The organism is Streptomyces sp. NPDC032198 (assembly GCF_040636975.1).
Lineage (GTDB): Bacteria > Actinomycetota > Actinomycetes > Streptomycetales > Streptomycetaceae > Streptomyces.
In genome coordinates this window covers 521,542-536,966 of sequence record NZ_JBEZVL010000004.1, presented here as the reverse complement: position 1 = coordinate 536,966, position 15,425 = coordinate 521,542, and the positions used below count along the sequence as shown (strand labels likewise).

Below are 15,425 nucleotides of genomic sequence, written 5' to 3'. Positions count from 1 at the left end.
CGGTGCCGTGTGCCGCGACGCATTCGCCGTCAGCGCACGTCCACCAGGCGGGCGAAAACGACGACATTCCCGTCGTATCCGGACCGCTTCGAGAATCCGCCGCCGCAGGTGATGACGCGCAGTTCTGGGGCTCCCTTGTCGCTGTAGACGCGGCTGCCCGGGAAATTGCTCTTCTCGAACACTTCAATTCCATAGATCTCGAAAACCGCGGTCTTGCGGTCCCTGCGCAGGACCTCGACGCGATTTCCCTTCTTCAGCGAGCCCAGGCCGTAGAAGACGGCAGGACCCTGCTGATTGTCCACATGGCCGACGATCACCGAGGTGCCCCGCTCTCCCGGCGAGACGGCTCCGGTGAACCAGCCGGCCAGGTTCGGGTCCTCCGGGGGCGGCGCGTCCACCCAGCCGTCCTGGTCGAGGCCCACCGGCATGACCGGCGCGTCCACCTGGATGCCCTTGATCCCCACCCGTTCGGCGGGCGAGAACGTCAGCGGCGCGACGTCCTGCCCCGACCCGTCGGGCGCCCGGTCCGCCGCCGCGGCCGACGCGGGCTGCGGAGGACCCACGTCGAATTCCCCTGAACCATTCCGGATCAGCGCGAGGCCGGTCAGCAGAACTAGCGCCATCGCGCCCCACGGCGCGCGCTTCCGCTGCGGTTCCTCTTCATCGGCCGGCTGGGACGAAGGCATTCTCTGATCCCCTCTCAACGCGGCATTCGAACCGCGTCCGTTGCGCGTACAAGAACGCTAAGCGCGGCGCGCGCGACGGGCGACAGAGCGGGAGCGAACGGGTGGCGCCCATACCGGGCATGCGCCATCCGAGTCGCGGGCGGCAGGAAATTTCTGACGGTCCGTGACCTGCGGCAATATCGGCTTGTGCGTTCACGCTTCGGCGTGTCGCCTCACCAGGACGGCCGATCGCCGAAATGCGGGTCTGTGCAGGGCAACTGAGGGTCAGTCTGGGAGGCGCTCTCGCCGATCGACCGGGGACGGTTACCCCGGGGCGTCTTCCGCGGAGGATTCACATGCGTACTTCTCGTATGCGCACCACTCGTGCCCTCGCGGTCGCAGTCACCGCGGGTGCCGTCGTCGGCCTCGCCGCCCCGACGGCATCGGCCTGGGCCGATCCGTCCAACATCGTCGCCATGCCGAGCGTGATCCCCCGCGGGGGACAGCTGACGGTCACGGTCGACGGCTCGGCCTGCCACACCCCTGGCAGCAAGGTCACGTCGGACGCCTTCCCCGACACGAACCTGCGGACCATGGGCGGCGGCACGGCCAGCGCGAACCCCATGATTCACCACCACGCCACTCCCGGGGCCCACAGCATCACCGTGCACTGCGGCGGCAAGACCCTCACCAAGCCCGACGCGTTCACCGTCATCCACGGTGGCGTCCGGGGTGGCCTCGGCGGCAGCAACAGTTCCGGGGCGACCGGCACCGACATGGCGATCGGCGGGGCGCTGGTGACCGTCGCCCTGGTCGGTGGCGGGGTGTTCTGGATGCGCCGCCGCTCGGAGAACGCGGGACGCGGATTCTGACGTCGGGCGCCGGCGACCGGCACGCCCGTCACTCGCACGGAGGGCGTCGCCCCCTCGCCCCCCGGCTTGCTCGCCCGCTCGCCCACGCCGGGTGAGAACCGTTCCGCCTCGCCTTCCTGACCGGTGCGTCCCCCTTCCGCGCCGGTCGGGCGGGCGGCGGTCCGAGCCCGGCCAGGCCGCATGCCGCTGCCCGGTCACCCACTGAGCGCAGCGGGCGACCGGGCAGCGGCATGCGGCCGGGTCAGGAGTCGCCGTTCCCGGTGCGACGGCGCATCCGGTAGTACGCGGTGCCGAGTGTGCCCGCGATCAGGGCGCCGCCGAGGGCGATTTCGTGCAGGTCGAGCCCGCCGAGGCTGCCGCCGACGCCCGCCTTGACCCCGTGGTGGGTCGGGCCGGTGGGGTGCGAAGTGGGGTGATGGGTGGGACGGCCGGTGGCGATGGTGAGGTCCGTGGTCCCCTTCTCGCCCTTGCAGTCGAAGGTCACCTCGTACATCGCGCCCGGCTTGGCGTCCTCGAAGACCGTCGCGGTGGCCGACTGCTGCCCCTGGGCGATCTTGGTGTCGTCGAAGACACCGGAGGTGACGGTCGTGTCGCCCTCGCAGCCGTCCACGCTGAGCGTGACCTGGCCGCCGGCGGCGATGGTGGACGGGGTGACGCGGAAGCCGAACGAGGTGATGTTGCTGTCGGAGCCACCGTCGTCCGCGACGGCCGTCGTGACGGTGGTGGCGGTGAGGGTCAGGGTGGTGGCGGCGAGCAGTGCGGCCGAGGCGACGCGTATCGCGCGCATGATGATTCCTCCGGGTCCCCGAGGAGCAGCCGCGGACCTTCTTCCGCTTTCACCTGATATGCACCTCGATACCGCAGACGCTAAGCAGCACCCGGCCCACCCGCGATCGCAGCCGCGCGAACGGGGCAACGGTGTGGGCCGGACAGGGGAACGGGGCGGGGTGTCGCGGGGGTGGTGCGGGGGTGCGGGGTGCGGGGCGTGTAGGGGGCTCGCGCTCGGCGAGGGGGGATGCGGCTTGTGGGCCGCCTGGGCTCTCTGCTTGTGCTGGGTGTGGGGGGCGGGGTTGTGCCCGCATGGGGCGCGTTCGGCCGGGGCAGGTACGTCGCGTCCGCGAGGGCCGCACGGTGCTCGTACCGAGCGTGCGGGAGAGGCGGGGCGAGCCCGAGGACTCGTGCTCGGCCCACATCAGGTCCCACTCTTACGGCGATGGTACTGAGCTCGTGCCGCGGGGGCGTCAGGGCGGGCCCGTGCTCGACTCGGCCAGGTGCGTCGCGTCTGCGAGCGGGGTGCTGGGTTCGTGCTGGCGGCGGCAGGGCCCGGGACACCTTCCAGGGCACAGCCGCCGCGGATGCCAGATGCCAGATGCCGGACGCCGGATGCCGGACGCCGGGGCGTGCGGCGCGGTGTGACCAGCCCCCGGCGGCGGGCTCAACCCGCCCTCCTCGCAGAGGAGTCCGGGCCCGCGGACGTTCGGGGAACGCGCACCCCGAGGCCGGGTCAGGAACTCTTCGTCCATTCATGTGCCCCGCCGCCGCGCCACTCCACGAGGTGCGGGTCGTCGAGGGCCATGTCGGCGTCGCCGAGGCCCGCCCGGCGTAGGAACTCCACCAGGTCGCGGTCGTCGCGCGCGACGCCGACGTCCTGCCCGCGCACGGAGATCCGCCGTCCGCCGTCGGGAGCGGGCGGGTGAACGATGATGGGTGTCTGCCAGGTCATGCCACCAGAGTGCGCCGCGCGAGGCCGCCGCGCAGCCCGGTTTACGGACCTGTGTGCGAAGCCGGTGCTAACGAGCGGGGGTCGGAACCCTGGTGGGACCCGGGGTACCCCTGCGCCGGCATCCCTCCCCAGGCGCGCCCGCCGACCGGCGCGCCGACGCGTCGGGGTGCCACGCCTCGGTCAACTCCTTCGCCGACCGGGTGGGTTCGAGGCTCTCCATGGATCGGCTCCGCCGCATCTTCGTGGCGTACACGTGAACCCGCCTGCGCGGCGCGGGCCAGGCGGCCGGTCGGGCCGTGGTGGGCCCATAGGCTGGGCCCGATGATTGAGACCGTCGTGTTCGCCGTGGGGGAGACCCTCACCAAAGATGACCGCTACTGGGCGTCCTGGGCCGATTGGCTCGGCGTGCCCCGCCACACTGTCTCCGCGCTCGTGGGAGGTGTCGTCACGCGGGGCCGTGACAACACCGAAGCGCTGCGGCTGCTGAGCCCGGACATAGATGTCGCCGCCGCCTATCAGGCCCGCGAGGTCGCGGGGCGCGGCGAGCACCTGGCCGAGACCGACCTCTACCCCGATGTGCGTCCCGCTCTCGGCGGGCTGCGCAAGCAGGGGCTGCGGGTCGTCATCGCGGGAAACCAGACGCCGCGCGTGGGCGAGCTGCTGCGTGCCCTGGATCTGCCCGCCGACCTCGTGGTCACCTCGGGGGAGTGGGGCGTGGCGAAGCCGGACCCCACGTTCTTCTCCAGGGTGATCGAGGTGGCTCAGGCCGCGCCGGAGCAGACCCTGTACGTGGGCGACCATCCCGCGAACGACATCTACCCCGCGAAGGCCGCCGGGCTGCGGGTGGCGCACATCCGGCGCGGGCCCTGGGGGCACTGGTGGGCCGACGACCCGACCGTCGTCGAAACCGCGGACTGGCGGATCGACTCCCTCACCCAGGTCGCTTCGATCATCGCTGAGTGAGCGTCAGCTGCTGCCATCGCCGTCAGACCTGCGGCCCCATCCAGCACTCTTCCGTTCTGGGTGGGGCCGCAGCGCATCCCTCATCTTCCGAGATTGCTGAACAGCGCCTGGAACGGCTCCGGAGTCGCCGCGACGCCGCGGCTGTAGGGCGCGTCGAAGTCCCAGATGAGGAAGAGCAGGAACGCGAACAAGGCCGAGAACAGCCCCGCGAGGACGAGTTCGCGCGGGGTCCGGCGGATCTGCAGGATGAAGATCATGCCGATCGTGACGAGGCCACCCGCGATCAGACCGAACCAGACCACGCCGGGCATGGTCGCCCCGGCACTGTCGCCCCGGGAGGAACGCGCGTCGTCGGCGGCGGCGACCTGGTCGACGAGCGGCTGGTAGGCCTGGGCCTCGAAGTCGGATTTTGGCTCGTAGTCGGTGACGTCGTGGCGTACTCGGGACAGGAGTTGGGAGCCGCGGTCGGTGAGTTCGCCGTGCTGGGCCATGTAGTCCCACTCGGTGGTGACGACATGGCTGACGTACGTGTGCACGTCCGTGCGAATGCGCTCGCGGACGTCGGCCGGATAGACCCGCGCACGTTCGGACACCTCGTGCAACGCCTGGGCCTCGGCGTGCACATGGTCCTGGGCGACGCTGCGGGCCTCCCAGACACCGGCGATGGCGAGGCCGAGGACGATGGCGTACACCACGCCGATCATCATCGTCATGTACTCGATGACGTCCGGGGTCTCCGAAGCGTCATAATCCGGACTCGTCCTGCGGTGTCGCAGGAAGGTGACGACCAGGACGACGCCGCACGCGGCTGCCATCGCGAGGGTGAGAACAAGCCATTCCGACATGTGACCTCCTACGGTCAGCGCGGCCGCAGCGCGGCGACGGCGAGCACCGCGGGCGCGGTGATGAGCAGGGTGAGAGTGACCAGGGACGGGCCGCCCCGGGGCGGCGGCTTGCGGGGCGCGGCACGCTGTGAGGGGTAACTCACCGGCTGCGGCATGACCTTGGCCCGGGCGGAGGGGCTGGGCTTCGGCTTCGGGGCCGGACGCGGCGGCGGGGGCGGCGCGGGCTCAGGAGGGGCCGGGCGCACGGGCGGTGGCGGAGGCGGCGGAGGTGGCGGCTCCGGCGCCGGTGGCTCCGGACGGGGCGGTGGAGCCGGAGCGGGCGGCGGTGGTGGTGGAGGCGGGGGTGGTGGCGGAGGCGGCGGTGGCGGTGGCTTCGGGTGCCGCGTGGGACCCGCCCTGCAGACGACTCCGTCACCCGCGACCGCCACCGCGTCACCGCCGGGAGAGTCACCGATCGAGGCATAGGCGCAGTTGTCGGCGGGCGCGATGGCGGGCGCGATGACCGGCGCCGCGGCGGCCGTCGGCGCACCGAGCAGCCAGGCCAGCACCAGAAGCGCCAGTAAGCGTGTGACCAGGCCGGACGAGGCTCTAGTGGATCCATGCACGACAGGGATCATGGGCAGTATGTCGCCCTGCCACGCCGCTGCGGCCCTCCTATGGCCCGAAGGGGGGAGACGCCGGGCGCGAGATTGACGAACAAAAGAATTTTGAACCCGGGTTGAACGCATCAGCCATTCCCACCCGTACCTAGGGCCATGCGTGACGCACTCAGCGGCGCGACACCCAAGCGGACAGCGGGAGTTAGAGATGCTTCATCCAACAGGGGGTTCCCCCCGAGCCTGGCGGAGCGCCTCGCTCGTAGCGACGGCCGCGGCCATGCTGGCGCTGACGACGGCGTGCGGCCAGGACCAGGGTGACCAGTCGCCGAACGGACAGAACGTGGGCAACCAGGCCCCGGCCAAGCAGGGCGGATACGGGGCGGGCGACGGCTACGGCGCCGACACGGGGGACGCGAAGGAAGGCGCGGGGGAGGCGAAAGCCGCCGGTCAGCTCGCTGTCTGGGACAGCAAGAAGCTCGGCAAGGTCGTCACCGACAGCGAGGGCTTCACGCTCTACCGCTTCGACAAGGACACCGCCCAGCCCCCCAAGTCGAACTGCGACGGCGCCTGCGCCACGACCTGGCCCGTCGCGTCGCCCGATGGCGCGGTCGCCCCGCCCGGCGTCGACAAGTCCCTGCTGGGCGAGGTCACCCGGACCGACGGCAGCAAGCAGCTCACCATCGACGGCTGGCCGATGTACCGGTACGCCAAGGACACCAAGGCCGGCGACGCCAAGGGCCAGGGAGTGGGCGGCACTTGGTACGCCTCCGCCCCCGACGGCAAGAAGGCCGCGCCCGCGGCCGAGGCCGAACCCCCCGCCGAGAAGGCCCCCGTCGACCCGGCGGGGCTCTCCACCCGCAAGGACCCCAAGCTCGGGGAGATCGTCGTCGACAAGAACGGCATGACCGTCTACCGCTTCACGAAGGACTCCGCCTGGCCGATGAAGTCCGCGTGCACCGGCGCCTGCCTCCAGAAGTGGCCGGTGGTACCGCCCGTCGAGAAGAACGACACCAAGGGAATCCTCAAGAAGGGGTTCGTCGTCTTCGACCGCCCCGACGGACAGCGTCAGCAGACGATCGACTGCTGGCCGATGTACACCTTCGCCGGTGACAAGAAGCCCGGCGACACCAACGGTCAGGGCGTGGGCGGCACTTGGTACGCCGCCGGGCCTGACGGAAAGCCTGTCGGCGCCCCGAAGTAGGCGTACAGGAAATAGACGTACAGGAAATAGAGGTACAGAAGCAGGGCGCCGAAGGGCACGTGCGAAGAAGAAGTCAGCCAGGAAGGGGGTCAGTCAGAAGTACCTCGCGTACGGTCTACCGGTCCGTTCCTTTCCCCCTCCCGGGGAGGAACGGACCGGTTCTTTGGGTTGATATTCGGCACTTGCCACAGGCAGTGACCGAGAACGGACGGCCAATTTCCGTTTTGACTCGCTCCCTTGGCGGACGATCAGTAGCCTCACCTTCGAACACCGGCTCGTCTCGCCTACGTCTTGGAGTCCTGATGGAGCGTCCCGCCTGGGCCCCGCAGGGCATCGACCTCACGATGCCCAGCGTGTCCCGCATCTACGACTACTACCTGGGCGGTTCGCACAACTTCGAGGTCGACCGGGACGCGGCCCGCCGGGCCATGGAGTTCATGCCGGGGCTGCCCAAGATCATGCAGGCGAATCGTGCCTTCATGCGCCGAGCAGTGCGTTTCGCCGTGGGCGAGGGCATCACCCAGTTCCTCGACATCGGTTCGGGCATCCCCACCTTCGGCAATGTCCACGAGGTCGCGCGGCGGGCGGACCCCGAGGCCCGTGTGGTGTACGTCGACCACGACGCGGTGGCCGTCGCGCACAGCCGTGCCGTGCTCGACGGTGACGAGAAGGCGACCGTCGTCGCCGCGGATCTGCGCAAACCACAGGACATTCTGGGCAGTTCGGAGGTCAACGGACTGCTCGACCTGGACCGCCCGGTGGCTCTTCTCCTCGTCGCCGTCCTGCATTTCGTGGAGGACGCGTACGATCCCTACACAGCGGTCGCCGAACTGCGGGACGCACTCGCGCCCGGCAGCATGATCGCCCTCACGCACGCCTCGTACGAAGGGATGCCGATCCCCGCCGAGCAGGCCGGTCAGGCCGTCGGCGTCTACAAGGACATCCGCAATCCACTGATCATGCGCTCGCGCGAAGAGATCGCGCGGTTCTTCGAGGGATACGACATGGTGGAACCCGGCCTCGTGCCGATGCCGCGCTGGCGGCCCGAGACCGCGCCCGAGGAGGAGGATCCGTACTCCTTCTCCGGGTTCGCCGGCGTTGGGCGCAAGGCATGAGCGGGGAACCGGACGGCCCCGAGGGCAGAGTGCGCAGGTTCGCCACGATATGGAGCCGCGCCATCTTCCCGGTCACGGCGACGTCGCTGACCCGCCCCGAGTTCGAGCTGCAACTGGTGCCGCTGGCCCGGAGGTTGCGTGCCGCGCTGCACGAGCGGATCTTCGACGCCGCCGAGGGCCAGGCGATCGGCGCCGCGCTCGTCGGCACGCACTGCACCGACCCCGAGGCGCTGAGCCGCACGCTCGACTGCGTGGACGCCTACCTCGTCCTGTACTGCGGCGACGACGGCCCCCAGGAGGAGCTGCGGGCCCGGTGCGCGCGCCTGCAGCACGCCGTGGCCGCGGGGTTCGCGGCAGCCCTGCGTGAGCGGACCCTCGCCGAGCAGGAGGCGATATCCCGGGCCGCCCTGAACGCCCGCAGTGCCGTCGCCGAAGCCCTGCACGCGAGCGAGGCACGCTTCCGTGCCGTCTTCCACGGCGCGGCGATCGGCATCGGCATCGCCGACCTCACGGGCACGGTCCTCGAGGTGAACGACGCGCTGATCCGCATGTTCGGCGGCCTGGAGAGCCAGCTGCGCGGACGCAACGTCGCGAACTGGACGCACCCGGACGACTCACCCCACGTATGGAAGCTCTACGAGGAGCTGGTGCGCGGGGAGCGCGAGCACTACCGCGTGGAGAAGGCCTTCTACCGGCCCGACGGCACCGTCCTGTGGACCAACCTGACCGTCTCGCTGCTGCGTGACGCGGACGGAGTGCCGCAGTACCAGCTGGCGTTGATGGAGGACACCACCGAGCGCCGGCTGCTCAATCTGCGCCTTCGCTACGAGGCCACGCATGACGCGCTCACCGGCCTGCCGAACCGCACCCTGTTCTTCGAGCGCCTGGAGAAGGCCCTCGCGGCGGGCGACGGTGCCCGGTTCGGGCTCTGCTACCTCGACCTCGACGGCTTCAAGACCGTCAACGACAGCCTCGGGCACGCGGCGGGCGACCGGCTGCTCGTCGAGGTCGCCGACCGGCTCCAGTCCTGCGCCACCGCCCCCGGCGAGATGGTCGCTCGGCTCGGCGGCGACGAGTTCGTGGCGCTGACCACGGGCCGCGACACCGAGTCCGAGGTGGACGACCTGGCCGGGCGCATCATGCACGCGCTCTCCACGCCCATCCGCGTCGAGGGCCGGGAACTGACCGTGCGCGGCAGCATCGGCATCGTCGAGGGCCCGGCCGGGGAGCGCGGCGCGGCGGAGGTGCTGCGCAGCGCGGACATCACGATGTACCGCGCGAAGTCCGCGGGCGGCAACCGCTTCGAGCTCGCCGATCCCGAGGCCGACGCCCGCGCCATCACCCGGCACGGACTGACCACCGCACTGCCCGCCGCCCTGGAGCGGGGCGAGTTCTTCATCGAGTACCAGCCCCTGGTGCACCTCGGTGACGGCAGCGTGCGCGGGGCGGAGGCGCTGGTGCGGTGGCTGCATCCGCAGCACGGCATCATCGGCCCCGACCGGTTCATCCCGCTCGCCGAGCACACCGGTCTGATCGTGCCGCTCGGCCGCTGGGTCCTGGAGGAATCGGTCCGCCAGGCCCGTACGTGGGAGGCGCGGCACAAGGACGCCGGGCCGCTGCGCGTGAACGTGAACCTCTCGCCCATGCAGCTGAACCACCCCGGCCTGGTCTCGGACACGGTGGAGATCCTGGAGCGCGCCGGGCTCGAACCGGGGGCCCTGTGCCTGGAGGTGACCGAGTCCGCGCTGATCGGCGCCGACGACGACCTGCTCAAGCCGCTGCGGCGGCTCGCCGAGATGGGCGTGGACATCGCGCTCGACGACTTCGGCACGGGCTACTCGAACCTCGCGAACCTGCGCCGCCTGCCGGTGAGCATCCTCAAGCTCGACCGCTCCTTCACGCAGGGCATGCAGCACTTCCCGGCCGACCCCGGGGACCTGAAGCTCGTCGAGGGGATCGTCTCGCTCGCCCACAGCCTGGACCTCGCGGTCACGGTCGAGGGCGTGGAGACGGGCGCCCAGGCGGATCAGCTGCGAGAGTTGGGCTGCGACACGGCCCAGGGCTGGTACTACGCACGGCCCGGCCCGCCGGACCAGCTGCACGAGCTGGCCCTCGCGGACGCGACGACCTGAGGAGCACGAGCATGGCACCCGAAACGATCCAGTGGGTGTACGCCTTCGTGGACCGGCCCAAGGACCGGTTCGCGCAGGCGCACGCCTTCTGGTCGGCGGTCACCGGGACGCGTCTCTCCGCGTTCCGCGGCGAGGACGAGCAGTTCGTGACGATGCTGCCGGACGGGGCCGACGCCATCCTCAAGGCGCAGGCCGTCGACGGCCCCGGCGGCGCGCATCTCGACTTCGCCGTGGACGACGTGGTCGCCAAGGCGGCCGAGGCCCGCGCGCTCGGGGCCACCTCGGTCTTCGCTGAGGAGGGCCTTGAGGTCCTGTGCTCTCCGGGCGGGCAGCTGTTCTGCGTGGTGAAGTGGCAGGGCGAGCGGGTACGCCCCGAGCCGCTCGCCCAGGCGGACGGCACCACGAGCCGCCTCGACCAGGTGTGCCTCGACGTGCCGCCGGCGGTGTTCGAGGTGGAGAAGGCGTTCTGGCCCGCCTTCACGGGGTGGTCCGACCGTCCGGGGTCGCGCCCCGAGTTCCACCTCGTCGAGCCGGACCCGCGGCTGCCGATGCGGATCCTGCTCCAGCGCCTCGACGATGACGGGCCCGCCGGGGCGCACCCGGACTTCTCCTGCTCCGACCTATACGCGGACCGCGTCCGGCATGAGGCGTGGGGCGCCGAGGCCGTCTGGCGCGGGCCGCACTGGATCGTGATGCGGGATCCGGCGGGCGGGACGTACTGCCTGACGATCCGGAATCCGAAGACCGGCGGTCTGCCTGACGCGCGCTAGCTTCACCGGAACCTGCGGGCCGGTGGGGGCTGGTCGCGCAGTTCCCCGAGCCCCTGAAGGGGCGCTGTCGCTCACCGCTCCAGCAGCATCCTCTGCAGCTCCCGCGCAGCCCGTGGCGGCGCCACATCGCTGCGGTGGGCCAGCGCGATCGTGCGGTGCAGGGCCGGGCGGGCCAGCGCGGTCATCCGCAGGCCGCGCCCGGCGCGCTCGGCCACCATGCGCGGCACGACCGCCACCCCGAGCCCGGCCCGCACGAAGCCGAGCACCGCGTCCATCTCGCCGCCCTCGACCGCGAATTCGGGCTCGAACCCCTCGGCGCGGCAGGCGGCGACCGTCAGCTCCCGCAGGTCGTAGCCGTGCCGGAACATCACAAGGCGCTCCCGCTGCAGATCCGCGACCCGCACGGACGAGCCGCCGAACCCCGGCACGTCCGGCGACGACACCACGACCAGGTCCTCACGCAGCAGCTCCACGGTGGTCAGGGCGGGCGACGGGCTCGGCAGCGGCAGCACGACGACGGCCAGATCCAGGGCGCCGCGCGCCAGCTCGCGCACGAGGTCGTGGGAGCCGCTCTCCTCGAGGAGGAGCTGGATGCCGGGGTGCCGGTCGTGGAAGGCGCGAAGGACCTCGGGCAGCAGACCGGTGCAGACGCTGGGTGTCGCCCCCAGGCGGATCCGGCCGCGCCGCAGCTGCGCCAGCTCCTGGACCTCGATCCGCGCGGTGTCGGCGTCCGCGAGGATCCGGCGGGCCAGCGGCAGCAGCGCCTCGCCCGCGTCGGTCAGCGCGATGTTGCCGCGGGCCCTGCTGAACAATTCGGCGCCCAGCTCCTTCTCCAGGGCGCGGACCTGCTGGGAGAGCGAGGGCTGGGAGACGTGGACCTGCTCGGCGGCCCGGGTGAAGTGCCTGGTCTCGGCCACCGCGACGAAGTAGAGGAGCTGCTGGAACTGCATACACGGCAGCGTACGGCCGATGATAGTCATTCGCTATCGAGATGAGCTGATCCATCTCTTGGACCGATCGGGACCTTCGGCCTTAGCGTCGGTCCCATGGCTCTGGCAACGCGGACGGACCGAAAACGGTCGTCGATGACGCGCACGATCTGGGACTCGTCCGTCGGCAAGAAGACAGTGATGGCAGTGAGCGGCCTGATCATGCTGCTCTATCTGATCGCCCACATGATCGGAAACCTGAAGATCTTCTTCGGGCCGGAGGAGCTCAATCACTACGCCCACTGGCTGCGCACGGTCGGCGAGCCGTTCATGCACTACGAGTGGACGCTCTGGCTGATCCGTGTCGTCCTCGTCGTCGCCGTGGTGGCGCACGCGGTCTCCGCGTACCAGCTCAGCCGCCGTGACATCAGGGCGCGCCCCGCCAAGTACGTCAACAAGAAGGCGGGCAAGAGCTTCGCCACGCGCACGATGCGCTGGGGCGGGATCATCCTCGCCCTGTTCATCGTCTGGCACATCCTGGACCTGACGACCGGCACCGTGCACCCGGGCGGCTACGAGCACCTGCACCCGTACCAGAACATCATCGACACGTTCTCCACGTGGTACGGCAACGTCATCTACATCGTCGCCGTCGTCGCCCTGGGCTTCCACGTCCGGCACGGGCTCTGGAGCGCCGCGCAGACCCTCGGGGCGGGCAGGGCGACCCGCGACCGCGCCCTGAAGATCATCGCCAATGGCGTCGCGTTCGTCCTGACGGCGGGCTTCGTCGTCGTCCCCGTGGCCGTCATGACCGGAGTGGTGAGCTAGCCCATGAATTCCTCCCGTGATCACGCCTCCCGTGAGTACGCCGATTACGCGACCGGGGAGCCGGTCGTCGACACCAAGGCCCCGGCAGGGCCCGTCGCCGAGCGCTGGGACACCCGCCGCTTCGAGGCCAAGCTCGTCAACCCCGCCAACCGCCGCAAGCACACCGTGATCGTCGTCGGCACCGGCCTCGCGGGCGGCTCCGCCGGCGCCACGCTGGCCGAGCAGGGCTACCACGTCGTGCAGTTCTGCTACCAGGACTCACCGCGCCGCGCCCACTCCATCGCCGCGCAGGGCGGCATCAACGCCGCGAAGAACTACCGCAACGACGGCGACTCCGTGCACCGCCTCTTCTACGACACCGTCAAGGGCGGCGACTTCCGCGCCCGCGAGTCCAACGTGCACCGCCTCGCACAGATCTCGGTGGAGATCATCGACCAGTGCGTCGCGCAGGGCGTGCCGTTCGCCCGCGAGTACGGCGGTCTCCTCGACACCCGCTCCTTCGGCGGCGTACAGGTCTCCCGGACGTTCTACGCGCGCGGCCAGACGGGCCAGCAGCTCCTCCTCGGCGCCTACCAGGCGCTCTCGCGGCAGATCGCGGCCGGGAACGTCGAGATGCATCCGCGCACCGAGATGCTCGACGTCATCGTCGTGGACGGGCGCGCCCGCGGCATCGTCGCCCGCGATCTGATCACCGGCAGGATCGAGACGTACTACGCCGACGCGGTGGTCCTGGCCTCCGGCGGCTACGGCAACGTCTTCTACCTGTCGACGAATGCCATGAACTCCAACGCCACGGCCGTGTGGCGGGCCCACCGGCGCGGCGCCTACTTCGCCAACCCCTGCTTCACGCAGATCCACCCCACCTGCATTCCGCGCACCGGCGACCACCAGTCGAAGCTGACGCTGATGAGTGAGTCGCTGCGCAACGACGGCCGGATCTGGGTGCCCAAGGCACAGGGCGACGACCGCCCGGCCAACCAGATCCCCGAGGACGAGCGCGACTACTACCTGGAGCGCATCTACCCCGCCTTCGGCAACCTCGTGCCCCGCGACATCGCCTCGCGCGCCGCCAAGAACGTGTGCGACGAGGGCCGTGGGGTCGGCCCCGGCGGCCAGGGCGTCTATCTCGACTTCGCCGACGCCATCAAGCGCATGGGCAAGAAGGCCGTCGAGGAGAAGTACGGCAACCTCTTCGACATGTACGCGCGGATCACCGCGGAGAACCCCTACGAGACGCCGATGCGGATCTATCCCGCCGTGCACTACACGATGGGCGGACTCTGGGTCGACTACGACCTGCAGACCTCCGTCCCCGGCCTCTTCGCGATCGGCGAGGCCAACTTCTCCGACCACGGTGCGAACCGGCTCGGCGCCTCGGCCCTGATGCAGGGCCTCGCCGACGGCTACTTCGTGCTGCCGTCCACGATCAACGACTACCTCGCGCGCAATCCGCACCACGAGGAGGTCTCCGACGAACACCCCGCCGTACGGGAGGTCCTCAATGAGACCTCGGAGCGGCTCGCGAAGCTCCTCGCCGTCGACGGCGACCGCACCCCCGACTCCTTCCACCGCGAACTCGGCGAGCTGATGTGGGAGTTCTGCGGCATGGCCCGTACGGAGACGGGGCTGCGCAAGGCCCTGGAGCGCATCCCGCAGATTCGCGAGGAGTTCTGGCGCCGCCTCAAGGTCCCCGGCACCGGAGAGGAGTTCAACCAGTCCCTGGAGAAGGCGAACCGCATCGTCGACTACCTGGAGCTCGCCGAGCTGATGTGCCTCGACGCCCTGCACCGCGCCGAGTCCTGCGGCGGCCACTTCCGCGAGGAGTCGCAGACGCCGGACGGCGAGGCGGCACGCGTGGACGAGGAGTTCTCGTACGCCGCCGCCTGGGAGTTCACCGCCACCGGTGAGGCCCCCGTCCTTCACAAGGAAGACCTCGTCTTCGAGTACGTCCACCCCACTCAGCGGAGCTACGCATGAAGCTCACCCTGCGCGTCTGGCGCCAGCAGAACGCCGACGCCGACGGCGCCATGTCCACCTACGAAGTGGACGGCATCTCGTCCGACATGTCCTTCCTGGAGATGCTGGACACCCTCAACGAAGAGCTCATCGTCAAGGGCGACGACCCCGTCGCCTTCGACCACGACTGCCGCGAGGGCATCTGCGGCGCGTGCTCGCTCGTCATCAACGGCGACGCACACGGGCCCGAGCGCACCACCACCTGCCAGCTGCACATGCGGTCCTTCGAGGACGGCGACACGATCGACATCGAGCCGTGGCGCGCCTCCGCCTTCCCGGTGGTCAAGGACCTGGTCGTGGACCGCTCGGCCTTCGACCGGATCATCCAGTCCGGCGGCTACATCAGCGCCCCGACCGGCGCCGCACCCGAGGCGCACGCGGCGCCCGTGCCGAAGCCGGACGCGGACTTCGCGTTCGAGCACGCGGAGTGCATCGGCTGCGGGGCGTGCGTGGCCGCCTGCCCCAACGGCTCGGCGATGCTGTTCACCTCGGCCAAGGTCAACCACCTCAACGTCCTGCCGCAGGGTGCGCCGGAGCGCGAGACCCGGGTGCTGGACATGGTGGCGCAGATGGATGAGGAAGGCTTCGGCGGCTGCACGCTTACTGGCGCCTGCGCCACTGCCTGTCCCAAGGGCATCCCGTTGCCTTCCATCTCAGCGATGAACAAGGAGTGGCTGCGGGCCACGAGGAAGGTGAGCCGCTAGGGGCAGTGGGAGCCTGCGGGCCGTTCGTGGCTGAGCGCGCAGTTCCCCGCGCCCCTTCGGGCC

15 protein-coding genes are annotated in these 15,425 nt (G+C 70.5%); 9 read left to right on the top strand and 6 right to left on the bottom strand.

The genetic code is table 11. The annotated features are described in order from the left end of the window. Positions 1 to 29 precede the first annotated feature (29 nt). Entirely contained in the window at positions 30 to 686 is a 657-nt protein-coding gene (locus tag AB0E78_RS13540) for a class F sortase (protein ID WP_361831575.1), read from the bottom strand. 350 nt (positions 687 to 1,036) lie between these two features. Here AB0E78_RS13540 and AB0E78_RS13535 point away from each other — a divergent pair, with 350 nt between their 5' ends. Continuing rightward, positions 1,037 to 1,537, top strand: a complete 501-nt coding sequence (locus tag AB0E78_RS13535; protein ID WP_361831574.1) for a hypothetical protein — start codon at positions 1,037 to 1,039, stop codon at positions 1,535 to 1,537. Positions 1,538 to 1,778: 241 nt separating this feature from the next. On the opposite strand, the gene AB0E78_RS13530 is transcribed toward AB0E78_RS13535, so the two are convergent. Together AB0E78_RS13530 and AB0E78_RS13525 are read right to left on the bottom strand one after the other, a co-directional pair. Then, positions 1,779 to 2,324 carry a hypothetical protein gene (locus AB0E78_RS13530; protein ID WP_361831572.1) on the bottom strand — a complete coding sequence of 182 codons (546 nt, stop codon included), beginning with the start codon at positions 2,322 to 2,324 and terminating at the stop codon, positions 1,779 to 1,781. Positions 2,325 to 3,041: 717 nt separating this feature from the next. Further along, the gene (locus AB0E78_RS13525) at positions 3,042 to 3,260 is read right to left on the bottom strand and encodes a hypothetical protein (RefSeq protein WP_361831570.1); all 219 of its coding nucleotides are present in this window, start codon (positions 3,258 to 3,260) and stop codon (positions 3,042 to 3,044) included. Positions 3,261 to 3,581: 321 nt separating this feature from the next. Here AB0E78_RS13525 and AB0E78_RS13520 point away from each other — a divergent pair, with 321 nt between their 5' ends. After that, positions 3,582 to 4,223, top strand: a complete 642-nt coding sequence (locus AB0E78_RS13520; protein ID WP_361831568.1) for an HAD-IIIA family hydrolase — start codon at positions 3,582 to 3,584, stop codon at positions 4,221 to 4,223. Positions 4,224 to 4,303: 80 nt separating this feature from the next. Here the strand turns inward: AB0E78_RS13520 and AB0E78_RS13515 are convergent, their stop codons facing one another. Both AB0E78_RS13515 and AB0E78_RS13510 read right to left on the bottom strand, forming a co-directional pair. Then, positions 4,304 to 5,068, bottom strand: a complete 765-nt coding sequence (locus tag AB0E78_RS13515; RefSeq protein WP_361831566.1) for a hypothetical protein — start codon at positions 5,066 to 5,068, stop codon at positions 4,304 to 4,306. 14 nt (positions 5,069 to 5,082) lie between these two features. Then, the gene (locus AB0E78_RS13510; RefSeq protein WP_361831564.1) at positions 5,083 to 5,673 is read right to left on the bottom strand and encodes a hypothetical protein; all 591 of its coding nucleotides are present in this window, start codon (positions 5,671 to 5,673) and stop codon (positions 5,083 to 5,085) included. A gap of 202 nt (positions 5,674 to 5,875) precedes the next feature. Between AB0E78_RS13510 and AB0E78_RS13505 the strand changes: the two genes are divergently transcribed. From AB0E78_RS13505 to AB0E78_RS13490, 4 genes are all read left to right on the top strand, one after another. Continuing rightward, positions 5,876 to 6,868, top strand: a complete 993-nt coding sequence (locus AB0E78_RS13505; protein WP_361831562.1) for an SCO0930 family lipoprotein — start codon at positions 5,876 to 5,878, stop codon at positions 6,866 to 6,868. Between the two features lie 302 nt (positions 6,869 to 7,170). After that, a complete protein-coding gene (locus tag AB0E78_RS13500; protein WP_361831560.1) occupies positions 7,171 to 7,983 on the top strand; it encodes an SAM-dependent methyltransferase in 813 nt (270 codons plus the stop codon). Further along, positions 7,980 to 10,115 carry an EAL domain-containing protein gene (locus AB0E78_RS13495; RefSeq protein ID WP_361831559.1) on the top strand — a complete coding sequence of 712 codons (2,136 nt, stop codon included), beginning with the start codon at positions 7,980 to 7,982 and terminating at the stop codon, positions 10,113 to 10,115. Before AB0E78_RS13500 ends, AB0E78_RS13495 begins: the two co-directional genes overlap by 4 nt. Before the next feature lie 11 nt (positions 10,116 to 10,126). Beyond that, positions 10,127 to 10,885, top strand: coding sequence for a VOC family protein (locus AB0E78_RS13490; RefSeq protein WP_361831557.1), 759 nt, complete (start codon positions 10,127 to 10,129; stop codon positions 10,883 to 10,885). Between the two features lie 71 nt (positions 10,886 to 10,956). On the opposite strand, the gene AB0E78_RS13485 is transcribed toward AB0E78_RS13490, so the two are convergent. After that, positions 10,957 to 11,835 carry a LysR substrate-binding domain-containing protein gene (locus AB0E78_RS13485; protein ID WP_361831555.1) on the bottom strand — a complete coding sequence of 293 codons (879 nt, stop codon included), beginning with the start codon at positions 11,833 to 11,835 and terminating at the stop codon, positions 10,957 to 10,959. A 135-nt stretch (positions 11,836 to 11,970) separates the two neighbouring features. Here AB0E78_RS13485 and AB0E78_RS13480 point away from each other — a divergent pair, with 135 nt between their 5' ends. The 3 genes from AB0E78_RS13480 to AB0E78_RS13470 are packed head-to-tail and all read left to right on the top strand — an operon-like array spanning position 11,971 to position 15,362. Further along, positions 11,971 to 12,642, top strand: a complete 672-nt coding sequence (locus AB0E78_RS13480; protein WP_361831778.1) for a succinate dehydrogenase — start codon at positions 11,971 to 11,973, stop codon at positions 12,640 to 12,642. A 3-nt stretch (positions 12,643 to 12,645) separates the two neighbouring features. Continuing rightward, entirely contained in the window at positions 12,646 to 14,619 is a 1,974-nt protein-coding gene (locus AB0E78_RS13475; RefSeq protein ID WP_361831553.1) for a fumarate reductase/succinate dehydrogenase flavoprotein subunit, read from the top strand. After that, entirely contained in the window at positions 14,616 to 15,362 is a 747-nt protein-coding gene (locus tag AB0E78_RS13470; RefSeq protein WP_361831551.1) for a succinate dehydrogenase/fumarate reductase iron-sulfur subunit, read from the top strand. Before AB0E78_RS13475 ends, AB0E78_RS13470 begins: the two co-directional genes overlap by 4 nt. Positions 15,363 to 15,425: the final 63 nt, after the last annotated feature.